General features: G+C 63.1%; 21 protein-coding genes. 15 read left to right on the top strand and 6 right to left on the bottom strand.

The window, feature by feature from the left end; genetic code table 11:
* The first annotated feature begins 25 nt into the window (after nucleotides 1-25).
* The 8 genes from QZZ02_RS03785 to QZZ02_RS03750 all read left to right on the top strand — a co-directional run bounded on the left by QZZ02_RS03785 (nucleotide 26) and on the right by QZZ02_RS03750 (nucleotide 6,580).
* A complete protein-coding gene (locus QZZ02_RS03785; RefSeq protein ID WP_291842505.1) occupies nucleotides 26-364 on the top strand; it encodes a septum formation initiator family protein in 339 nt (112 codons plus the stop codon).
* Nucleotides 365-501: 137 nt separating this feature from the next.
* The gene (pdhA, locus tag QZZ02_RS03780; RefSeq protein ID WP_291842503.1) at nucleotides 502-1,518 is read left to right on the top strand and encodes a pyruvate dehydrogenase (acetyl-transferring) E1 component subunit alpha; all 1,017 of its coding nucleotides are present in this window, start codon (nucleotides 502-504) and stop codon (nucleotides 1,516-1,518) included.
* Nucleotides 1,518-1,928, top strand: coding sequence for a hypothetical protein (locus tag QZZ02_RS03775; protein ID WP_291842502.1), 411 nt, complete (start codon nucleotides 1,518-1,520; stop codon nucleotides 1,926-1,928). Before pdhA ends, QZZ02_RS03775 begins: the two co-directional genes overlap by 1 nt.
* Nucleotides 1,929-1,969: 41 nt before the next feature.
* Nucleotides 1,970-3,373: a pyruvate dehydrogenase complex E1 component subunit beta gene (locus QZZ02_RS03770; RefSeq protein WP_291842499.1), complete on the top strand. Its 1,404-nt coding sequence runs from the start codon at nucleotides 1,970-1,972 to the stop codon at nucleotides 3,371-3,373.
* A gap of 4 nt (nucleotides 3,374-3,377) precedes the next feature.
* Complete coding sequence (locus QZZ02_RS03765) at nucleotides 3,378-3,782, top strand: GFA family protein (RefSeq protein WP_291842498.1); 405 nt, start codon at nucleotides 3,378-3,380, stop codon at nucleotides 3,780-3,782.
* Nucleotide 3,783: 1 nt separating this feature from the next.
* Complete coding sequence (locus QZZ02_RS03760; protein ID WP_291842497.1) at nucleotides 3,784-4,209, top strand: hypothetical protein; 426 nt, start codon at nucleotides 3,784-3,786, stop codon at nucleotides 4,207-4,209.
* Between the two features lie 11 nt (nucleotides 4,210-4,220).
* Entirely contained in the window at nucleotides 4,221-5,543 is a 1,323-nt protein-coding gene (locus tag QZZ02_RS03755) for a pyruvate dehydrogenase complex dihydrolipoamide acetyltransferase (protein ID WP_291842496.1), read from the top strand.
* A 251-nt stretch (nucleotides 5,544-5,794) separates the two neighbouring features.
* A complete protein-coding gene (locus QZZ02_RS03750; RefSeq protein ID WP_291842495.1) occupies nucleotides 5,795-6,580 on the top strand; it encodes a hotdog domain-containing protein in 786 nt (261 codons plus the stop codon).
* A 202-nt stretch (nucleotides 6,581-6,782) separates the two neighbouring features.
* Here the strand turns inward: QZZ02_RS03750 and QZZ02_RS03745 are convergent, their stop codons facing one another.
* On the bottom strand, nucleotides 6,783-7,457 hold the full coding sequence (locus tag QZZ02_RS03745; protein ID WP_291842494.1) for a 2OG-Fe(II) oxygenase: 675 nt from the start codon (nucleotides 7,455-7,457) through the stop codon (nucleotides 6,783-6,785).
* Nucleotides 7,458-7,512: 55 nt separating this feature from the next.
* Nucleotides 7,513-7,929: an ACT domain-containing protein gene (locus QZZ02_RS03740; protein ID WP_291842493.1), complete on the bottom strand. Its 417-nt coding sequence runs from the start codon at nucleotides 7,927-7,929 to the stop codon at nucleotides 7,513-7,515.
* Nucleotides 7,930-8,008: 79 nt separating this feature from the next.
* Between QZZ02_RS03740 and QZZ02_RS03735 the strand changes: the two genes are divergently transcribed.
* Entirely contained in the window at nucleotides 8,009-8,380 is a 372-nt protein-coding gene (locus tag QZZ02_RS03735) for a cupin domain-containing protein (protein ID WP_291842492.1), read from the top strand.
* Nucleotides 8,381-8,451: 71 nt separating this feature from the next.
* Nucleotides 8,452-9,054, top strand: a complete 603-nt coding sequence (locus tag QZZ02_RS03730) for an HD domain-containing protein (RefSeq protein WP_291842490.1) — start codon at nucleotides 8,452-8,454, stop codon at nucleotides 9,052-9,054.
* A 69-nt stretch (nucleotides 9,055-9,123) separates the two neighbouring features.
* Here the strand turns inward: QZZ02_RS03730 and QZZ02_RS03725 are convergent, their stop codons facing one another.
* Genes QZZ02_RS03725 through QZZ02_RS03715 form a run of 3 tightly spaced genes read right to left on the bottom strand, consistent with a single transcriptional unit; the run spans nucleotide 9,124 to nucleotide 10,946 of the window.
* Nucleotides 9,124-9,717, bottom strand: a complete 594-nt coding sequence (locus QZZ02_RS03725; protein ID WP_291842489.1) for a tail fiber protein — start codon at nucleotides 9,715-9,717, stop codon at nucleotides 9,124-9,126.
* A 10-nt stretch (nucleotides 9,718-9,727) separates the two neighbouring features.
* Entirely contained in the window at nucleotides 9,728-10,321 is a 594-nt protein-coding gene (locus QZZ02_RS03720) for a tail fiber protein (RefSeq protein ID WP_291842488.1), read from the bottom strand.
* 25 nt (nucleotides 10,322-10,346) lie between these two features.
* Nucleotides 10,347-10,946 (bottom strand): tail fiber protein, encoded by a 600-nt coding sequence (locus QZZ02_RS03715; protein WP_291842487.1) that lies wholly within the window; start codon nucleotides 10,944-10,946, stop codon nucleotides 10,347-10,349.
* A 208-nt stretch (nucleotides 10,947-11,154) separates the two neighbouring features.
* Between QZZ02_RS03715 and lpdA the strand changes: the two genes are divergently transcribed.
* Both lpdA and QZZ02_RS03705 read left to right on the top strand, forming a co-directional pair.
* Nucleotides 11,155-12,555 carry a dihydrolipoyl dehydrogenase gene (gene lpdA / locus QZZ02_RS03710; protein ID WP_291842485.1) on the top strand — a complete coding sequence of 467 codons (1,401 nt, stop codon included), beginning with the start codon at nucleotides 11,155-11,157 and terminating at the stop codon, nucleotides 12,553-12,555.
* An 83-nt stretch (nucleotides 12,556-12,638) separates the two neighbouring features.
* Nucleotides 12,639-13,301 carry a hypothetical protein gene (locus QZZ02_RS03705; protein ID WP_291842484.1) on the top strand — a complete coding sequence of 221 codons (663 nt, stop codon included), beginning with the start codon at nucleotides 12,639-12,641 and terminating at the stop codon, nucleotides 13,299-13,301.
* Between the two features lie 169 nt (nucleotides 13,302-13,470).
* Here the strand turns inward: QZZ02_RS03705 and QZZ02_RS03700 are convergent, their stop codons facing one another.
* Nucleotides 13,471-15,135, bottom strand: coding sequence for an AMP-binding protein (locus tag QZZ02_RS03700; RefSeq protein ID WP_291842482.1), 1,665 nt, complete (start codon nucleotides 15,133-15,135; stop codon nucleotides 13,471-13,473).
* Between the two features lie 252 nt (nucleotides 15,136-15,387).
* Between QZZ02_RS03700 and QZZ02_RS03695 the strand changes: the two genes are divergently transcribed.
* The 3 genes from QZZ02_RS03695 to QZZ02_RS03685 all read left to right on the top strand — a co-directional run bounded on the left by QZZ02_RS03695 (nucleotide 15,388) and on the right by QZZ02_RS03685 (nucleotide 20,063).
* Nucleotides 15,388-16,161, top strand: coding sequence for a hypothetical protein (locus tag QZZ02_RS03695; RefSeq protein WP_291842481.1), 774 nt, complete (start codon nucleotides 15,388-15,390; stop codon nucleotides 16,159-16,161).
* Between the two features lie 64 nt (nucleotides 16,162-16,225).
* Nucleotides 16,226-17,515, top strand: a complete 1,290-nt coding sequence (locus QZZ02_RS03690) for a hypothetical protein (protein WP_291842480.1) — start codon at nucleotides 16,226-16,228, stop codon at nucleotides 17,513-17,515.
* A 112-nt stretch (nucleotides 17,516-17,627) separates the two neighbouring features.
* Nucleotides 17,628-20,063, top strand: coding sequence for a M1 family metallopeptidase (locus QZZ02_RS03685; protein WP_291842479.1), 2,436 nt, complete (start codon nucleotides 17,628-17,630; stop codon nucleotides 20,061-20,063).
* Nucleotides 20,064-20,072: the final 9 nt, after the last annotated feature.

The raw sequence follows: 20,072 nt of genomic DNA, 5'->3' as shown, positions 1-20,072 counted from the left end.
TCACCCGTGCAGAAGAACACGGCGTATGAGCGCCGGTCCGAACAAGGGTGTACGGTTTTTGGACGCGATCAAGCGCTTTTCCACGACAGCATTGCTCACCGTCGCGATTGCCTATTTCGGCTATCACGCTCTGACGGGCGAGCAAGGCGTGCTGAACTGGATTGTCGTGAAGAACGAGATCAGCGAGACCGAAGCCGAGCTCGCCCTGGCCCAGGCCGAACGCCTGGCCCTTGAAGTCACCGCAGCCCGTCTGCGCTCCGACAGCCTTGATCTCGACTATGTCGAGGAACGGGCCCGCGACATCCTCAATGTCGCCCATCCGCGCGAATTCATCGTCGAGATCGAACCGGAAGACCGCCGCTAGGTCGCGTTTCCGGCGTCTGCGCCAAACCTCCACCTGATTGATTTTCCGCTTCAACGCTTGCGGGTGCAGTGCGGCATCTGCTATGCGGCGATAGACGTCAGATGGGAGCGCGAACAGTTTATTTCGCGTGCGAATAAATGACTAGCAAGCGTACAAGCAAGACCACCGCCGCCAAGTCCGCGGTCAAGGCTGCCGGAAAAGACGAGCTGCTTCAGTATTATCGCGACATGCTGATGATGCGCCGGTTCGAGGAAAAGGCCGGCCAGCTCTACGGCATGGGCCTGATCGCCGGCTTCTGTCACCTCTATATCGGCCAGGAAGCCGTGGTGACCGGGATCCAGGCGGCGCTCGAAGAGGGCGACCAGGTGATCACCGGCTATCGCGACCACGCCCACATGCTGGCCTGCGGCATGGACCCCAAGGGGGTCATGGCCGAACTGACCGGCCGCGAGGGCGGCTATTCGCGCGGCAAGGGCGGCTCGATGCACATGTTCTCCCGCGAGAAGCAATTCTATGGCGGCCACGGCATTGTCGGCGCCCAGGTGGCGCTCGGCACCGGTCTGGGCTTTGCCGACTGGTACAAGGGCAATGGCAAGCTCTCGGTCGCCTATTTCGGCGATGGCGCGGCCAATCAGGGCCAGGTCTATGAGAGCTTCAACATGGCCAAGCTCTGGAACCTGCCGGTCATCTATGTGATCGAGAACAACCAGTACGCCATGGGCACCGCGGTCAAGCGGGCCTCGTCCGAGATCGAGCTCTACAAGCGCGGCATCTCCTTCGGCATTCCCGGTGAGCAGGTCGACGGCATGGACGTCGAGGCGGTCAAGCGTGCCGCCGAAAAGGCCGTCGCCCATGCCCGCGGCGGCAATGGTCCCTACATTCTCGAGATGAAGACCTATCGCTATCGCGGCCACTCCATGTCCGACCCGGCGAAATACCGCACCCGCGAGGAAGTCGACGATATCCGTTCGCATCACGACCCGATCGATTTGATCAAGAAGCGCCTCATCGAGGGCAAACACGCATCAGAGGACGAACTCAAGGCGCTCGACAAGGACGTCAAGGCCATCGTCAACGAGGCCGCCCAGTTCGCCAAGGACAGCCCGGAACCGGATCCGAGCGAGCTTTATACAGATGTGTTGGTGGAGGTCTGATGACCCCGCAGGTTCGCCACTTCCTCGACAACTGGCATCAGGCCGTGCGGGAGCGCGATGCCAACCGTCTGGCCTCGATCATCGCCGAGGGCTGTGAGCTGCATTCGCCGGTCGTGTGGAAACCGTCGGCCGACAAGCATTACCTGCTGCACATCCTGATGGGTGTGATCACGGTGGTGGAAGGCTTCGACTATCGTCAGGAATGGGTCGACGGGAATGATCTCATGCTCGAATTCACCGGCTCGGTGGAGGGCAAGGGCCTCGTCGGGATCGACAAGATCACCCTTAATGACGAGGGCCGGATGGTCCGCATCGAGGTGCTGATCCGCCCGATGAACACGCTGATGGAATTCGCCGGAAAAATGCGCGAGCACGCGCTGCGTTACAAGCCGGAAGCGGCCAATGGCTGACTTCGGCCTTCTGCAAGATTTGACACAGGACAGGTAGAGCCATGTCGATTGAAATCCTTATGCCGGCCCTTTCTCCCACGATGGAAGAGGGCACGCTCGCCAAGTGGAATATCAAGGAAGGCGACACCGTCGAGAGCGGTGACGTGATTGCCGAGATCGAGACCGACAAGGCGACGATGGAAGTCGAGGCGGTCGAGGAGGGCGTGGTCGCCAAACTCCTGGTCGCCGAAGGCACCGAGGGCGTGAAGGTCAATTCGCCGATCGCCATCCTGGCCGAGGACGGTGAGGATGCCAGCGCGGTCGAGGCGCCGTCCGCGAAGGTCGAAACGCCGGCTTCGAATGACGAGACGCCGGTTTCTGCCCCCGCGAGCGGGGGAAGTGGCTCCGCCGCAGGCGGAGACGAAGGGGGGGCGAGCAAAGCGAGCCTGGCCTCCGATCCGGAAATTCCCGAAGGCACGAAAATGGTCTCCACCACGGTCCGTGACGCCCTGCGCGATGCGATGGCCGAGGAGATGCGCCGCGACGACACCGTCTTCGTGATGGGTGAGGAAGTCGCCGAATACCAGGGCGCCTACAAGGTCACGCGCGGCCTGCTGGACGAGTTCGGACCCAGGCGCGTGGTCGACACACCGATCACCGAGCACGGCTTTGCCGGTCTGGGTGTCGGCGCCGCCTTCAACGGGCTGCGTCCGGTGGTGGAATTCATGACCTTCAACTTCGCCATGCAGGCGATCGATCACATCATAAACTCGGCCGCCAAGACGCTCTACATGTCCGGTGGCCAGATGGGCTGTCCGATCGTTTTCCGCGGCCCCAATGGCGCCGCCAGCCGGGTTGGTGCGCAGCACAGCCACGATTATTCCTCCTGGTATGCCAATGTGCCCGGCCTCAAGGTCGTTGCGCCCTATGACGCGGCCGACGCCAAGGGCCTCCTGAAAGCCGCCATCCGTGACCCGAACCCGGTCGTCTTCCTCGAGCACGAGCTCATTTATGGCGAGAGCTTTGACGTGCCGGACGTGGAGGACTGGGTCCTGCCGATCGGCAAGGCCAAGGTCCGCCGTGAAGGGACTGACGTCACGATCACCGCCCACAGCCGCATGGTCGGTTTTGCCCTCAAGGCCGCTGAAATCCTTGCTGAAGAGGGCATCTCTGCCGAGGTGATCGACCTGCGCTCGCTGCGCCCGCTCGACACCGACACGATCGTGCAGTCGGTGAAGAAGACCAATCGCATCGTCTGCGCCGAAGAGGGCTGGGGCCGCATGGGTGTCGGCGCGGAGATCGCTGCCGTCGTCACCGCCGAGGCCTTCGACTATCTCGACGCCCCGCCCGCCCGCGTCCACCAGGAAGACGTCCCGCTGCCCTATGCCGGCAATCTGGAGAAGCTCTCCTTGCCGGGCGTGGATGACATCGTGAAGGCGGCCAAGGCTGTCTGCTACGCGGAGTAGGGAGATGGCGTCTCCGCAAAAATCCTGGCGCCACGGCGAGTGTCATTGCGGTGAGGTCGGCTTTGCCGTGAACCTGCCGGACAGCGTCGTCGCCCTGTCGTGCAATTGCTCGATCTGCACCAAGACCGGCTTCATCCATCTCATTGTCGAGAAGGGTGATTTCAAGATCGAGCGGGGCGCGGAGAGCCTGACGACCTATACGTTCGGCACGCATCAAGCCAAACACATGTTTTGCTCGAAATGCGGCGTGAAGAGCTTTTATGTACCGCGCTCGCATCCTGACGGCTGGAGCGTCAATCTGCGCGCCCTCGATGCCGATGCCAATCTGCAGCTGCGCTTCCAGGAGTTTGACGGCGCAAATTGGGACGAGAATATCGATCGGATTTCCGGTCCGAAAGGGACGGCCTGAGATGAATGAGGCCGACGTCATCGAGCAGATGGTGGAGTACCAGAACATCCTTCTCCTGGGTGTGCAGGTCTTCTTCACCGTGATCTCGGCCTATGTCGTCGCCATCTGGGTCTTCCTTCGCCATGCCGGCGCCGGGCTGCGGCTCTTCTCCTTCTTTTTCCTGAGTCTTGTGCTCGCCTTTCTCGGCCGGATCGCGCTGGGCTCGTCGCAGGTGCATGACGGCTTCATCGCCACCCTGGCCGAGATTGATCGCACGACCGGTCTCTCACCCACGGGTCTGGCTGCGCTCAACAATTCCGAGACGGGGCTCGACGCCCTGATCCAGCAATCGCTCTCGGGCGGGCTGGCCATCGTCTATGTCGCCTTGTTTTTCCTGACCTTCTTTGCCCGTTCGACCCTCAAGTCGCGCGCGAACGGGCCTGCTTGACGGAGCTTTTAATGTCCATCGAAATCCTGATGCCCGCCCTGTCGCCCACCATGGAAGAGGGCACACTGGCCAAATGGCACGTCAAGGTAGGCGATACCGTCGAGAGCGGAATGGTGCTCGCCGAGATCGAGACCGACAAGGCGACTATGGAGGTCGAGGCGGTCGATGAAGGCGTCGTCGGCAAGATCCTGGTCGAGGCCGGCACCGAAGGCGTCAAGGTCAATGCCGTGATCGCCGTGCTTCTGGAAGAGGGTGAAACCGAGATTTCTGCCCCGGCGCCTGCGGCGCCGGCCCCCTCCGTCAGCTCCGCTGACACCTCCCCCGCAAGCGGTGGAGGAAAATCCGAGCCTGTTTCTGCCCCCGCGAGCGGGGGAAGTGGCTCCGCCAAAGGCGGAGACGAAGGGGGCGCCGCCAAGGGCGGCGATAACCGCGTCAAGGCGAGCCCGCTGGCCAGACGGATCGCCGCCGACAAGGGGCTGGACCTGAAAACCATCGACGGATCGGGACCTTATGGCCGGATCGTGAAGCGCGATGTTGAGAACGCCCAGCCGTCCAAGGCTGGCGGCTCAACCGCGACCGAAGCGCCGGCGGCCAAGCCCGTCGACATGGACGATCCGCTCAAGGCCTATGGCATCGCCCGCGACCGCTATGAGCTGGAAAAGGCCGACGGGATCACCAAGATCTCGGCCAAGCGCCTGTCGGAGAGCTTCCGCGATATCCCGCATTTCCCGCTCACCGTGGATTGCCGCATCGATGCGCTGATGGACTTCCGCAAGCGCGTGAATGCCGCCGCCGAGAAGGATGGCGACAAGGTCTCGGTCAATGACATCCTGATCAAGGCGGCCGGCCTGGCGCTGAAGAAAGTGCCGGCGGCGAATTCCTCCTGGATCGAGGGCGGCATGATTGCCCGCCACAAGCATGCCGATGTCTCCATGGCCGTCGCCATCGAGGGCGGGCTGATCACGCCGATCATCACCGATGCCGACCAGAAGGGACTGGTGCAGATTTCCCGCGAGTCGAAAGACCTCGCGACGCGGGCCCGCGACCGCAAGCTCAAGCCCGAGGAATTCCAGGGCGGCACCTTCTCCCTGTCCAATCTGGGCATGTTCGGCATCGACAGCTTCGCCTCCATCATCAACCCGCCCCAGGGCATGATCCTGTCGGTCGGCGCGGGCGAACAGCGTCCGGTCGTCAAGGACGGCGCGCTGGCGATTGCGATGGTGATGACCGTGACGCTGACCTGTGACCACCGTGTGGTCGACGGCGCCACCGGCGCGAAGTGGCTGCAGGCCTTCAAGACCTATGTCGAAGATCCGATGACGATGCTGATGTAGGGGTGGGCAGTCGGTCCGGACGGGCCGGAAACACCCTTATCAGACCGGCGCGCGGCGCGGTTGGAGACATTGTTCTCTTGTCAGCCAGCAGGCCTCAGCGTGTTTCTTCAGTCAAGGGCCCGAAGGGCCGCGTGGCGGGCATGCCCCTTGACTGAAGAAACACGCTGAGGCGTCGTCCCGGCAAGCGATCAATGGGCGGGTGTGCGCAAGCGCCGGGTCCCTGCGATCACTGACAATGTAAGGCTCTCCCGATGACCAACCAGCCCCGCCATCTCGCCGAGATCCGGCACACGGATCTCGTCTTCCCGCACCAGACCAACCATCAGGGCAGCTATTTCGGCGGCGCGGCGATGGCCGAGATGGACAAGCTGGCCTTCCTGATTGCCGCCCGCCATGCCCGTCGTCCCTTCGTGACGGCCTCCTGCGACAAGCTCGATTTCGTGGCGCCGGCGCATGTCGGGGACCTGGTCGAGCTGACCGGACAGGTCCGCATGGTCGGCCGGACCTCGATGATCGTCGATGTCGAACTGGCAGCGGAAAACCTCATCACCGGCGCCCGCCATGTCTGCACGCGCGGCGCCTTCACCATGGTCGCTGCCGACCGCAAGACCAATCCGGACCGGCTGCCGCCGGCGCCCGATGCCAGGCCGGAATTTGCCGCCAGCCCGCCAGGCTATGCCCGCACGCTTCAGCTGGTCTTTCCCGGCGATACCAATCATCTCGGCCAGTTGTTCGGCGGCAATGCCATGTCGTTGATGGGCAAGGCGGCCTATATCGCCGCCTCGCGCCATACACGCTGCGATGTCGGCATGGCGGCGTCGGACAAGATCGATTTCATCGCCCCGACGCGTGAAGGCGAGCTGCTGGACGTGATCGCGACGGTCGCCTCGGTTGGCCGGACCTCGATGACCATCGCCGTCCTCGCCGAGGCCGAAGACCTTATGACCGGCGAGCGCCGCAAGGTTGGCGAGGCGGATTATGTCATGGTCGCACTCGACGCGGACGGCAAGCCGACACCGGCCCGCCCTCTGGCCTAGGGCGCTTTTCCTCCCCACATTGTGGGGAGGTGGCTCGCCGCGCAGCGGAGAGACGGAGGGGCTGGCGTGCGTCGCACGGCGGAATGCTGATGACGTCTTGCGCACGAACGTTGGCTTCGCCGCCGCCCCATCGACCCTGCTTCACCCCGACTGCGTCCGGGCTACGCAGGGCCACTTCCCCATGAAATGGGGAAGAAAAAGGTCACCCGGCGATTGGCAGGGCCCGAACCTGCAGGGCCGGGGCAAGCCCGCGATCATTGCAGCGGTGCCAGCCGGCGATCGAGAAGCGCTCACGATTGGACACGGTGACCTCGTGCGGGATTTCCTCGGACAGGAAGACCGCCAGCGTGCCGAATTCCGGGCGCAGCTCGCTCAGCTCGCGGTCATCCTCGCCATAGATCCGCAAATGCCCGCCATCGCCCTCGTGCCAGTCCGGATTGAGATAGAGCACGGTCGAGAGCACCCGGTTGCGGGCACCGCGGAAACTGTCGACATGGCGCTTGTAGAAGGCGCCGGCCTCATAGACCGCAAAATGCGCCTCGAAGGCGAACAGGCCCAGCATCAGCCGGGCGTTGATCTCGCAGCGTAGCGTCTCGGCGAACGCCAGATAGGCGATCTGGCCCGGCGTCGACCCGTCGAGCCATTTCGTCTTGTCGCGGCGGATGCGGGCAATGAGGTCGTGATCCTCGGCACGACCGATGCCGGCCGGGGTGAGCGCGTCTTCCTGCCAGAGCGCCTCGGCTTCCTGGCGGAGGGCCGCCAGCATGTCAGTATCGGTCAGGCACACAGCCGCAAAGCCGGGTCCGGCGAGGGCATCGCACAGCGTGTCGATATCGAAGGCTGGCAGGCCGGTCAGGCCCTGGGGCAACAGGCTCACGCGCGGCGATCCATCAAGCTCGGGAGCGCGCAATTACGCGTGGGCAGTGAGCCGGTCAATCGAATTCGCGCCCGCTGGCGCGCGCCAGCGCCTTGAGCGCGGCGAGGGCGTCGCCGATGCGGTCTTCCGGCACGAAGACATGATCGTGGAAATAGCCGGCGACCGGATTGCAGCCAATGCCTTCGGCGGCTAGCGCCGCAGCTATATGGGCCATGAAACCGACCGCCTCGAGCGAGGAGTGAACGGCAAGCGTGATGCGGCGGCAGGGAAAGATCGGGTCGAGCCCGGCGACCCTGGCGGCGTCATAGGGCAGGATCAGCGTCGTGCCCTCGTCTTCATGGAAACACATCAACGCGGTGTCCAAATGACGGGCCAGCTTGTCGCGCGGGCCGGTCACGAAGCCATAGCGTTGCGGATCGGGTTCCGGGCGCAGGCCGGCAAGGAGCGTCGCCAGATCACTGATTCCGGTCATTTGGCAGGCTCCTGTCAGCGGTTAAGCTCGTTTCACCAAGCGACATTGATACGCGAGTCGCAGCACGGGGGAGGCCGGGATGACGGTTGAAGCGATATCGCTGGTTGAAAAACACAGCCAGTTCGAGGACGTCTGGTCGCCCAAGCGCATCGCCAGGCTCGACAATTACGACCTCAAACTGGCCAAGGGGGCCGGCTCTTTCGACTGGCACTGCCATGTCGATGAGGACGAGCTTTTTCTGGTCACGCAAGGCATTTTGCGAATCGAAATCGAGGGGCAGGAAGCCGTCATCCTGGGACCGGGAGAGCTTTGCGTGATTCCCAAGGGCGTGCGCCACCGCCCGATCACCCAGACCGAGACCGTGCACATCCTGCTGATCGAAAAGGCCGGCGTCACCAATACCGGCGACAATCCGGACAGCGATCTGACCCAGACGCTGGTCGATCTCTAGCGCTTCGGCCATGGCTGCCTGCTTGCCTCTGCCTTGCTTCGAGTTCAGGGTATGGCAAAAGGGGGGGCAGCATGTCACAGGACAATGCCGGGGCGCCGCGCGCGAAATTCACCGCGATGGAAGACGGGACGGCCGAGGACTGGGGCGTGATCGCCAGCCAGTTCGGTCCCTTCGCAAAGAAACTGCCCGAGCGGGTGCTAGACCATCTGCGCCTTCTGGATGGTGATTTCGGCGGGTTTCCGATCGACCGGCTGCAGCATTCCCTGCAGACCGCGACCCGGGCCCATCGCGACGGACGGGACGAGGAATATGTCGTGATGGCCTTGCTGCATGATATCGGCGACACGCTGGGCAGCTATAATCACCCGGATATTGCCGCTGCGATCCTGAAACCCTTCCTCAGCGAGGAGAACCACTGGATTGTCGCCCATCACGGCTATTTCCAGGGTTATTATTTCTTCCATCATATCGGCGGCGATCGCGATGCCCGCGAGCAATTCCGCGACCATCCGCACTTTGCCGCCTGCGAGGAATTCTGTGCCAGGTACGACCAGGCGGCCTTCGATGGCAATTACCAAAGCGAGCCTTTGGACTTCTTCGAGCCCATGGTCCGGCGCGTTCTGGCCCGACCGCGCAACTCCGTCTATGCCGGCGCGAGCCAAGCGGCGGAATAGCCCCTCGCCACATGAAAACGGGCCCGCCTTGCAGCGGGCCCGTCATCAGACTGGATCATTCCTATCCGGTCACGGGCGTGACGGGAAAAGGCCCTGGACCGCCACGCAGTAGCGAAGGGTCATGGACGGGGCGGAAACCTGAACCGGCTGGTCACCGCCTGTGTGACTGACCGTCGTGTTCGCCATCTGCTGGTCGAGCGCACCGGTCGTATAGATATTTCCGGCCGGGAAGCTGGCGAGCGTGTTGCCGCCAGGGGTTTCCTCGTTGGGCGGCGAGTGGGTGCCGGCCGTCAGGTGGTTGTGTTGCGCGAGATTGCCCTGCAACAGCGTCACCGACTCGCTGCCGAACCTCTGGCCCTGGATGTAGGCCGGCAGGCCAGGCCCCTGGCCGTGATTCACCGCGGTGCGTCCGCGCAGGTCGGGCAGGGCGAAGGTCGTCCGTCCGTCACCGCCATAGGTCGTCCCGAATAGCGAATATAGCGCCTGGTACTGGTTGATCGGCAGAATCTGGCCGTGCGCGTCCATGTAGGATCGCGGACAGAAGTTGAAGCCGACCACGATGATGTCACCCATGGTCGGGCTGGCCTGCGCCTGCGCGCCAGCGCCGAGCCCCGGCGCCGCGAGCGCGGCGGCCATGATAGCGGTTTTGATCATGTGTTTCATGGAGTTCCCCCTAGTTCCGCGATGGGTAGATACCTACCGTCGCGACACACCAGCGCACCGTGTTGTAGGGCTGCTGGATGTTGATCGATAGATTGCCACCCGTTGAGTAGATGGCGTTGGTGTTCAGCGTCGCGGTCATGTTCACGCCTTGCGCGTACGCCGGTCGGGTCGCCGGGAATGTCGCCAGTGTGGCATTGCCGATCGAAGCCTGGTTCGGGGACGAGCTTGAGACGCGAAAGCTGTGGTTGTGATTCGGCATCTGCGAGACGGTGAGCGTCACCGAGTCTGCGCCGAAAGCGGACCCTTGGGTACGCATGCTCAGGCCGGGCGCCTGGCCCTGACCGACTGCCATCCGGCCGCGCAGGTCCGGAATTCCGAAGCTGCTCCGTCCATCGCCGCCATATGTGGTGCCGAACAGCGAAAACAGGACGTCATTCTGCGCGATTGGCAGGAGCGATCCATTGGCTTCCATCCAGCCGCGCGGGCAGAAAGTGTTGGCGAACGGTGTGATCTGACCAACGAATGGCTCTGACTGGGCCATGGCGGACGGTGCGGCGAGGGCGCTCGCGCCCAGCACTGCCGCGCCTACAAAATGTTTCAACATGTCATTCTCCCTTCAAGACCGCGCCTTACGAGCGCGACGGGTAAATCCCGAAAACGGCGACACACATGCGAAGCGCGATCGTCGGCTGGGTGATTGAAAAAGGCTGGCTGCCGCCGGCTGGCCCGATGACCAGGGAGTTCAGCGGGGCCGAGCCTGGCGCCTGATCCGAGTAGATCTCGGACGTCGGGTCGGTATAGGTCGGCATGGCAGCACCGGACGGGGAATTTGTAACCGGCGCGTCCGTCGACGCCATCATGGAATGGCGATGGTTTGGCATCTCGGTCACGTTCATGGTGTGCGTGGTCCGGCCGCCTGTGGCGCCCTGCTGGTAATAGGGCAGTCCCGGTCCCTGGCCGTGGGAAATCATGGCGCGCCCGCGCAAATCGGGCAGGGCAAACGTGGTCCGGCAGTCCCCGCCATACTGGCAGCCGATCAGGGAAAAGAGCGCGGTGTTGCTGGAAATGGGCAGGAGCTGGCCGCTGGCCTCCATGAAATTGCGCGGACAGAAAGTCTCCCCGACCGCCGTGATTTGACCGATGAACGGTTCCTGCGCGATGGCGCCTGACGACACCAGGAGCGCACCGATCGCGCCCAGCCACTTGGCTCTAGAACGTTTCAAACCCATAGAATCCTCCCTCAGGTTGATGCCCTCAAGTCTTCGCTTTAAAGGCGATAAATGCAACGCCAAATTCGATAGATTTGGGTGACGCGCTTAAGGGGAGACACCTGTTGAGCCGGTTACTCGGCAGCTGCATTGATCCCTGGCCCGCTGACTGGTATCCCGCTGATACCGGAACCATTTTTGGTTCGCTAGCGAAATATGTGAGGATGCCATGAGCGCAGGCGCTTTCGATGTGATCGTGATCGGTGGTGGGCCCGGCGGCTATGTGGCGGCGATCCGGGCGGCCCAGCTCGGCTTCAGGACCGCCGTCGTGGAGCGTGACAATCTCGGCGGTATCTGCCTCAACTGGGGCTGCATCCCGACCAAGGCGCTGCTGCGCTCGGCCGAGGTCTATCATCTCATGCAACATGCCGGTGACTTCGGGCTGTCGGCCGAGAAGATCACCTTCGACATCAAGGCTGTCGTCCAGCGCTCACGCAAGGTGTCCTCGCGCCTGACCGGCGGCATCGGCATGTTGATGAAAAAGCACAAGATCACGGTGATTGAAGGCACGGCCGCCCTGGAAAAGGGCAAGGACGCGCCGACGGTTGTCGTCGGCGGGGACCGGTACACGGCCAAGCACGTCATCCTCGCCACCGGCGCACGTGCCCGGACCATCCCACAGGCCGGGCTGGAGCCGGATGGCGACAAGATCTGGACCTATCGGGAAGCCATGGTGCCGGATGCCATGCCGAAATCCTTGCTGGTCATCGGGTCCGGCGCGATCGGTATCGAATTCGCCAGCTTCTACAACACGATGGGTGCGGATGTAACGGTCGTGGAGATGATGGACCGTGTGCTGCCGGTCGAGGACGCAGAAATCTCCGCCTTCGCCGCCAAGAGTTTCAGGAAACAGGGCCTCAAGCTGATGGTCTCGGCCCAGGTCGAAAAGCTCGAGAAGACCGCCGGGACGGTGAAGGTTCATGTCAAGGACGCCAAGGGCAAGGTCGAGATCGTCGAGGTCGAGAAGGTCATCATGGCCGTCGGCATCGCCGCCAATATCGAAAACATGGGGCTGGAGGCGCTCGGCGTGAAAATCGACCGGGGCCATGTCGTCAATGACGGCTATGGCCGGACCAATGTGAAGGGGCTTTATGCCATCGGGGATGTGGCCGGACCGCCCTGGCTCGCCCACAAGGCCAGCCATGAGGGCGTGGTCTGCATCGAGAAGATCGCCGGTGAAAATGTTCACGCCTTCGAGACCGGCAATATCCCGGGCTGCACCTATTGCCATCCGCAAGTCGCCTCTGTCGGGCTGACCGAGGAGAAGGCCCGGGCGGCCGGTCATGCGGTCAAGGTCGGGCGCTTCCCCTTTGTCGGCAATGGCAAGGCCATCGCGCTGGGTGATGACCAGGGCCTGGTGAAGACGATATTCGACGCCGGGACCGGTGAACTGCTGGGCGCCCACATGGTGGGACCCGAAGTCACGGAGATGATCCAGGGCTATGTGGTCGGGCGCCAGCTCGAGACCACCGAGGCCGAGCTGATGCACACGGTCTTCCCGCATCCGACCCTGTCGGAAATGATGCATGAGAGCGTGCTCGATGCCTATGGCAAGGCGCTGCACATCTAGGCCGGGAAGAATTTTCGACACGCTGCATCCAATCGGGCGCGTGCAGGCATCCAAGGGGCAAACCAGACCCTTGCGAGGATGCCATGCTGACCCGAATCCTGCTTTCCGCCACCGCCGCCCTTGCCTTGTCCGCCTGCACCTATTCGGTGTCGGGGCAGGGTGATAGCCGATCCGTTGAATCGGCCGGGCTGGTCGCCTCGCGTCATGTTGATGTGCCCGGCGATGCCGAGTTTGCCGGCATGTTTGTCGGCGCTGATGGCGATGTCGGTGGCGATCTGGACCTGGCCGGCGCGACGGTGCGCTCGAATGCCCGCGTCGGTGGCAATCTGACAGCGGCCGGAGGCCGGGTCCGCTTCACCGGGACGGTGGCGGGCGATGCCCAGATCGAAGCCGGTACCGGCTATGTCGATGCCATCATCAATGGCGATCTCGTGGTCGCCGCGGGACGCGTGGAACTGGCCGGCCGGGTTGATGGCGGGCTGGAGATGGATGGTGGCCGGATGATCCTGCGCGCCGACATCGCCGGTCCGGTGACCTTACGCGGTCATGGTCGCGATGATCATGGCAATGGCCGCGTCGAGCTGGCCGGTCGGCTGCAGCAGGGCGGGGTGATCTGTGCGGCCCAGGTCGAAATCCGTCGCGGCGCCACAATCCGGGGCGATTTGCTGGTGATTGCCGACCAGCGCCCGGGCGGCGAGGGTTTCCGCTTCGAACCACTGGGCAATCGCAGCTGCGAACACATCTGATTGCCGCGTCCAGGGTTTTCAGCGCCGGCCTGGCCGGCGCCGATCCAGTCTCCGGGGTCCGGCTGTCATGGTGAGGCCAAGGCTTCACCCGCCGTTTCCAGCTCCCTCTTGTTTCGGCGAGATTGTCGGGCCCCGGACCCCAAGCGAGCCCGAGGCCCGGGATCGCCCCCTATTCAGCCGGCTCGGCGATCGGGGCGGCATCCCCGGCCATCAGGGTTTCGACGGTCTTCTGGACAGAGCCGTAATCAGTCTTGCCCGTGCCCAGCACCGGGATGCTGTCGACCTTGATGATCTTGCGCGGAATGGCGAGGTCGGAAATGCCATGATTGCGCGCGAAGGCGACCAGATCGCCGCGATCGGCCTTCTCATAGTCCGTCAGCAGGATGATCTGCTCACCCTTGCGCTTGTCGGGAATCGAGGCGGCGGCGTGCATGTTGTCCGGCCACAGCGAGGTCGCGCAGTTCTCGACCACGGCGAGCGACACCATCTCGCCGCCCAGCTTGGCGAAGCGCTTCACGCGGCCTCGGATGGAGATGAAGCCGTCCTCGTCGATCGACACGATATCGCCCGTGTCATGCCAGCCCTCGACCGGCGCATCAAGCACCAGCGGGGCATCGGGGCGGATATAGCCCTTCATGATATTCGGACCCTTGATGTGCAGCTGCCCGCCATCATTGATGCCCGGTACGGGTACGAGGCGTGCCTCACAACCGGGCATGATCTGGCCGACTGTGCCGGGCCTGTTATTGTCCGGCTGATTGACCGAGAAGACGGGCGCCGCTTCGGTCAGGCCGTAGCCTTCGACGATTTCCAGGTTGAAGCGTCGACGCAGCGAGGAGCGCGTCTCGTCCTTGACCCGTTCGGCGCCGCACACGGCCATGCGCAGCGATGACAGGTCATTGCCATCGGCGGCCCGTGCGTACTGGTTCATGAAGGTATCGGTGGCAAACAGGATGGTCGCCTTGGTTTCGGCAATCCGCTTGACGATGGTCTTCGCCTGGAGCGGCGTGGGATGACAGATTGCCGGCACGCCGAGGCCGAGCGGCACCAGCACACCGCCGGTCAGTCCGAAACAGTGGAATGTGGGCAGGGGGTTGAACAGCACGTCGGTCGGCAGGATGCGGACATGATCGCGCACCTGTTCGACATTGGCGAGCAGGTTGGCATGGCTCAGCACAACCCCCTTGGGATCACCTTCGGTGCCGGATGTGAAGAGATAGACAGCCGGGCTGTCCGGGTCCGGATGGGCGCGTACCAGAAAGGGCGCCACCATGCCGATCGCTGCCGCCAGCTTGTCCATGGTCGAGAGGTTCTCGCGAACATCCTCGAGATAGATCAGCTCGTGATCTTCCTTGAGTGCGGCTTCCAGCTCCTGCAATTCGCCCAGCTCGATGAAACGGCGGGCGGTGACAATGCGCTTGGCCTTGCAGGCCCGGCAGGCTGCCTTGAGCGCCCGTTCGCCAGCCGTGAAGTTGAGCATGGCGGGCACGCGGCCATAGGCCGATACCGCGTAGAAGGAGATGATGGCGCCGACCCCCGTCGGCAGCAGGACGCCAACTGCCTCACCGGGCTGCGTGCCGGCTTTCAGAGAATGACCAAGTGCGAAGACCGCCTTGGTCAGGTCGCCAAAGCTCAGCTCGCGTCCGTCGGCATCGACCGCCGCCAGCTTCTTGCTGCCATACCGACGCCTGGAATCAAGCAGGGCAGCAAAGACCGACTTGCGGATCCGCTTGAGGTTGAAACCGGGGCCCTTGAAGATCTTCCCGATCGACGAGTCCCGCACCGGCAAGTCGGCATCAGCCGGAATGTTTCCGGCGGCTGTTGTGTCAGCCATGTAATCCTCCCATCGGCGCCCGCTTGTCGCGGACGCTCGTTTGACCCGGGATATTACGCTTGGCTGACGCATAGGGAAGGGGGAGGAATGATTCACAATCATCAGCGCCCCGAATATCGCGATATACGGAAATAATTTATCGAAAAACGAAAAAACAAGTTGATATCGTTTTTCGATAATGTAAGCTTCGACTCATCGCTGGGGAGCGTGTGGCCGGGCTTCGAACAGCCCCGGCATGAACGGGAGACTTGCATGCAAAAGGTCCTGCTGGCCGCTTCGGCCCTGACCACCGCGCTGATGACATCAGGCTGCGTGATCGTTGTTGCCGGCGAAGACGACAGCAAGATGCTGAGCAGCCATGATACCCGCACCTCTGACGGCTATGTCGTGCTTGATCGCGATGGTGATTACAGTCGCCTTGCCGGCGATCTGAACCTGCGTGGCCGGATCGGTGGTGATCTCAGCCTGGTCGCAGGCGATATTGATATCGACAATATGGATATCGGCGGTGAGGCCTCGATCGCCGGTGGCGATGTCGACTTTTCCGGGCATGTCCGCGGCGAGGTCTCGATTGCCGGTGGTGATATCGATTTCTCTGCCGAGGTCGATGACCAACTCAGCCTGGCCGGTGGCGAAATCGACTTTTCCGGCCGCGCCCATGGCGAGGCCGCGCTGGCGGCCGGCGAAATGCGCCTGGCCGGCTGGTTCGGCGATTCCGTTCACGCCCAGGCCGATCAAATCCGTTTCACCGGCGAAGCGGTCGGGTCGGTCAAGCTGGTCGCCGCCGAGGAAATCCGCCGCTCCCGCCGCAATGAACAGCGCGGACTTGTTGAAGTCGGTGGCACGCTGTCCGGTGGTGGCGAAATCTGCGCCATCTCGGTGGTCTTCACCGAGTCCAGCCGTGTCAGCCCCGGCGTAACGGTCTGGGCTGAGGAGGCTCCGGTCACCCGTAATGGCGCCCGGGTTTCCGGTCTGGACTATCAGCCGCGCAATGGCCGCGACTGTGACGACCTGATTGACAACTGAGCCTGCCACTCACCCGCATGTGAAACTTTCACCTGACCGCCGGGGGGCGCAGGGAGATCTGATAATGAACAACATCATGATGAAAAAGTGGATCATGGCCGGGGGGCTGGCCATTTCCCTTTTCGCAGGCGCCGCGTCGGCCCAGGTCATCGGCGGCGATGTCGAAGTCAATGGCAGCAATAATGACGTCATCTTTCTTGGCGGAGAGATGAGCGTTCGCGGCCAGATCAACGGTGACATCAAGGGCGTGGCCGGCATGGTCAACATTGATGCCGACGTCACCGGTTCCGTCCAACTCGTCGGTGGCGAGGTCGACGTGTCCGGCACTGTGGGGCAAGACATCGACCTGGCCGGCGGCGATGTTGAATCGCGCGCCAATGTAGGCGGTGATGCCAATTTTGCCGGTGGTGAATCACGTATTTCCGGCACCATTGGCGGCATGCTCAATGCGGCCTCCGGCTACGTCCAGATCGACAGCCAGGTGAGTGGCGACGCCAAGATGGCCGGCGGTTACGTCGAGACCAGCGAGGCCAGCCGCTTTGCCGGATCTGCAGAGATAGTCGGCGGTGAAGTCCACCTGTCTGGCGAATACGCCGGACCGGTCGATATCGAGGGCGGCGAGATCCATCTTGCCGGCGTCTTTCTCGACTCGGTCGAGATCATGGCCGAGGAGGTCTACATCCTTGATGGCACCCGGGTCGCCGGCGAGCTGCGCATCCGCTCTCCGCAAGAACCGGTGATCGCGGAGGATAGCAGCTTCGGCAGTTATGATTACGAGTACCGCCAGTTCAATTTCGGGGCGAAGGACTGGGATCACATTGATTTCGATTTCGACGCGCCAACCGGCGTGTTCGGCCTGTTCATCCCGGGCGCCGTCTTCCTGATCGCCGCCTTCGCCCTGCTGCTGGCGCCCAACGGGGTGGCCTCTGTGGCCGCCCGTTTCCGCGAGCGCCCGGTTGTCAGCGGATTCTTCGGCTTTCTCGGCTTTGCCCTGTCGCCGGTCTTCCTGATCATCATGACCATCCTGCTGGCGATCACGGTGGTCGGCATCCTGCTGATCCCGATCATGTGGCTGGTCTTCTGGCCCTTCATGCTGCTGTGCATGGGTTTTGGCGCTGTTGCGGTGGGCGACATGATTTTCAACCGCACGCCGTCCGAGAAGACGCTGGGTCTGGGCATGCGCCTGCTCTCGACCTTCGCTGTCGTCGCGGTCTTCGCCGCCTTCGGCGCCATTGGCGGGCTCGGCTTCCTGATCGGCTTCCTGCTGCTCTTCATCGGCCTTGGTGCCTGGATCATGGCGCTGGGCAAGCGCCGCGAACCGGCTCCGGCGCTGGCTGCACCCGGGGTGGGCTGAGCCGATGGCGGCAAACCGCATCATGACAATGCGGAAAGGCAGGGGTGACCTGACCGGGTGCGCGCGCTAAATCTCCCCGCTAAACTGTCCCATGAAAGGGTATCGGGGAATAATGCGCACACTTAACATGATTGCCTTCGCTGCGGCGGCTGCGACGTTGAACGTCGCGGTCGCCCAGCCTGTCCAGCAGACCGTCAATGACTGGCGTGACGCCTTCCGCCAGCTCGAGGACGAGGACTGGCCGTCACCGAATCGCGAGCGCCGGGCCACCGGCGCACCGGGTCCGGACTACTGGCAGCAGCAGGTCGATTACGACATCGACATCCGTCTCGATGAAGAGGCCAAGCATCTCTTCGGCACCGAGACGGTGACCTACACCAACAACGCCCCCGATACGCTTGATTTCCTGTGGTTCCTGCTCGACCAGAACCGTTTCCGTCCCGATTCCATCGCGGTCATGACCGAGACGGTCGGCGGCGGCGGACGCGCCTCGGGCCGCGTTGGCGAAGCCATGCCGGAAGGCATTTCCGCCAGCTCCCTGCGCCGTCGCCAGATGCTGGAAGAGGATGGCTACGGCTTCAACATCACCGGAGTGACGGACGCCAATGGCGAGCCGATGGACTACACCATTGTCGACACGCTGCTGCGGCTCGACCTGGATGAGGACCTGGAAACCGGCGACAGCGTCACCTTCACCATCGAGTGGGATTATCGTCTGGTCGAGACCCAGGTCGTTGGCGGCCGCGCCGGCTGGGAATGCTTCGAGGAGACCGAGGATACCGGCGCCGATTGCATCTATCAGATCGCCCAGTGGTTCCCCCGCGCCGCGGTCTTCTCCGACTATGAGGGCTGGCACAACAAGGCCTTTCTCGGTCGCGGTGAATTCGGTCTGGAATTCGGCGATTATGACGTCTCGATCCGGGTCCCGCAGGACTTCATCGTCTCCGCGACCGGCGAGCTGCAGAACGCGGACGAGGTCCTGACCCAGCCGCAGCGCGAACGTCTCGAAGAAGCCCGCACCTCCGACGAGCCGGTCTTCATTGTCACCCCGGCGGAAGCCCGCGCCAATGAGCGCCGCGGCACACGGTCCATGGCGACCTGGGAGTTCCGGGCCGAGAATGTCCGCGATTTCGCCTGGGCCGGCTCGCGCAAATTCATCTGGGACGCGGTCGGTGTCGAGCAGGACGGGATGGGCCAAGCGCCCGACCTCGTCATGGCGATGTCCTTCTATCCCAATGAGAGCGAGCCGCTCTGGTCGACCTATTCGACCCGCGCCGTCGAGCACACGCTGGCGGTCTATAACGAGTTCGCCTTCCCCTATCCCTATCCGGTCGCGCAATCGATCGCCGGACCGCAGGGCGGGATGGAATACCCGATGATCACCTTCAATGGCGGCACCTATGGCCGTCCGATGGTCGATGATGACGGCAATCTGAGCTATTCGCTCCTCGCCAAGCGCGGTCTGATCGGCGTGATCATCCACGAGATCGGTCACATCTATTTCCCGATGGTGGTCAATACCGATGAGCGCCAGTGGACCTGGATGGATGAAGGCATCAACACCTTCCTGCAATTCGAGGCCGAACAGCAATGGGAAGAGGGCTTCCGGTCGCGTCGCGGGGATCCCGACCTGATCGCCGACTACATGGCGTCCAGCGACCAGATGCCGATCATGACCCAGTCGGACTCGATCCTTCAGTTCGGTTCCAACGCCTATGGCAAGCCGGCCACGGCGCTGGTCGTGCTGCGCGAGACGGTGCTGGGGCGCGAGCTCTTCGACGATGCCTTCCGCGCCTATTCCGAGCGCTGGCGCTTCCGTCGCCCGACACCCTATGACTTCTTCCGCACGATGGAAGAAGTGTCCGGCGTTGATCTCGACTGGTTCTGGCGGGGCTGGTTCTACTCCACCGACCATGTCGACATCTCGCTCGACCGAGTCATAGAAGGCACGTTCAACACCGAGGACCCGGCCATTGAGAGCCTCCTGGAGCGCGCCGACGACACCGCGCTTCGCGAGAACCTGACCCCGCAGCGCAATGCGCAAGAGGGCATCGTGACCTATGCCGATCGCAATCCCGAGGTGCAGGATTTCTACTCGCGCAATGACCCGTTCACGGTCACCGAGCGCGAGCGTGAGGCTTATGCGCGCTTCCAGGGCGAGCTCGAGGACTGGGAACAGGAGATTCTGGAGCGCGGCGACCGCGTCTATTATCTCGACTTCACCAATGAAGGCGGCGTGGTCATGCCGATCATCCTCGAATTCACCTTCGCGGATGGCACGACCGACCTGGTCCGCATTCCGGCCGAGGTCTGGCGCTATGATCCGCGCAATGTGACCTGGACCTATGTCACCGATCGCCAGGTCGTCTCGGTCGAGCTCGACCCGCTGCGCGAGACCGCCGATGCCGACCGCACGGATAATTACTATCCGCCACGCATCGAGCCGACGCGTCTGGAGCTCTATCGCTCCAGCTCCAACCCGTCGAGCATGATGGACGACATGGACCAGCGCGTGACGCGCGACAGTGTCCGCACGCGTCCCGAATAGGTGAAGGGG

It is taken from the genome of Maricaulis sp. (genome assembly GCF_015665295.1).
GTDB lineage: Bacteria > Pseudomonadota > Alphaproteobacteria > Caulobacterales > Maricaulaceae > Maricaulis.
Note: the sequence above shows the minus strand (reverse complement) of the source record. Positions and strands in the feature narration are given on the sequence as shown.

What these genes read in the sequence shown, in the direction of transcription:
- QZZ02_RS03785 (WP_291842505.1), top strand. Translation starts at nt 26, where the DNA reads ATGAGCGCCGGTCCGAACAAGGGTGTACGGTTTTTGGACGCGATCAAG.
- pdhA (WP_291842503.1), top strand. Translation starts at nt 502, where the DNA reads ATGACTAGCAAGCGTACAAGCAAGACCACCGCCGCCAAGTCCGCGGTC.
- QZZ02_RS03775 (WP_291842502.1), top strand. Translation starts at nt 1,518, where the DNA reads ATGACCCCGCAGGTTCGCCACTTCCTCGACAACTGGCATCAGGCCGTG.
- QZZ02_RS03770 (WP_291842499.1), top strand. Translation starts at nt 1,970, where the DNA reads ATGTCGATTGAAATCCTTATGCCGGCCCTTTCTCCCACGATGGAAGAG.
- QZZ02_RS03765 (WP_291842498.1), top strand. Translation starts at nt 3,378, where the DNA reads ATGGCGTCTCCGCAAAAATCCTGGCGCCACGGCGAGTGTCATTGCGGT.
- QZZ02_RS03760 (WP_291842497.1), top strand. Translation starts at nt 3,784, where the DNA reads ATGAATGAGGCCGACGTCATCGAGCAGATGGTGGAGTACCAGAACATC.
- QZZ02_RS03755 (WP_291842496.1), top strand. Translation starts at nt 4,221, where the DNA reads ATGTCCATCGAAATCCTGATGCCCGCCCTGTCGCCCACCATGGAAGAG.
- QZZ02_RS03750 (WP_291842495.1), top strand. Translation starts at nt 5,795, where the DNA reads ATGACCAACCAGCCCCGCCATCTCGCCGAGATCCGGCACACGGATCTC.
- QZZ02_RS03740 (WP_291842493.1), bottom strand. Translation starts at nt 7,929, where the DNA reads ATGACCGGAATCAGTGATCTGGCGACGCTCCTTGCCGGCCTGCGCCCG.
- QZZ02_RS03735 (WP_291842492.1), top strand. Translation starts at nt 8,009, where the DNA reads ATGACGGTTGAAGCGATATCGCTGGTTGAAAAACACAGCCAGTTCGAG.
- QZZ02_RS03730 (WP_291842490.1), top strand. Translation starts at nt 8,452, where the DNA reads ATGTCACAGGACAATGCCGGGGCGCCGCGCGCGAAATTCACCGCGATG.
- QZZ02_RS03725 (WP_291842489.1), bottom strand. Translation starts at nt 9,717, where the DNA reads ATGAAACACATGATCAAAACCGCTATCATGGCCGCCGCGCTCGCGGCG.
- QZZ02_RS03720 (WP_291842488.1), bottom strand. Translation starts at nt 10,321, where the DNA reads ATGTTGAAACATTTTGTAGGCGCGGCAGTGCTGGGCGCGAGCGCCCTC.
- QZZ02_RS03715 (WP_291842487.1), bottom strand. Translation starts at nt 10,946, where the DNA reads ATGGGTTTGAAACGTTCTAGAGCCAAGTGGCTGGGCGCGATCGGTGCG.
- lpdA (WP_291842485.1), top strand. Translation starts at nt 11,155, where the DNA reads ATGAGCGCAGGCGCTTTCGATGTGATCGTGATCGGTGGTGGGCCCGGC.
- QZZ02_RS03705 (WP_291842484.1), top strand. Translation starts at nt 12,639, where the DNA reads ATGCTGACCCGAATCCTGCTTTCCGCCACCGCCGCCCTTGCCTTGTCC.
- QZZ02_RS03700 (WP_291842482.1), bottom strand. Translation starts at nt 15,135, where the DNA reads ATGGCTGACACAACAGCCGCCGGAAACATTCCGGCTGATGCCGACTTG.
- QZZ02_RS03695 (WP_291842481.1), top strand. Translation starts at nt 15,388, where the DNA reads ATGCAAAAGGTCCTGCTGGCCGCTTCGGCCCTGACCACCGCGCTGATG.
- QZZ02_RS03690 (WP_291842480.1), top strand. Translation starts at nt 16,226, where the DNA reads ATGAACAACATCATGATGAAAAAGTGGATCATGGCCGGGGGGCTGGCC.
- QZZ02_RS03685 (WP_291842479.1), top strand. Translation starts at nt 17,628, where the DNA reads ATGCGCACACTTAACATGATTGCCTTCGCTGCGGCGGCTGCGACGTTG.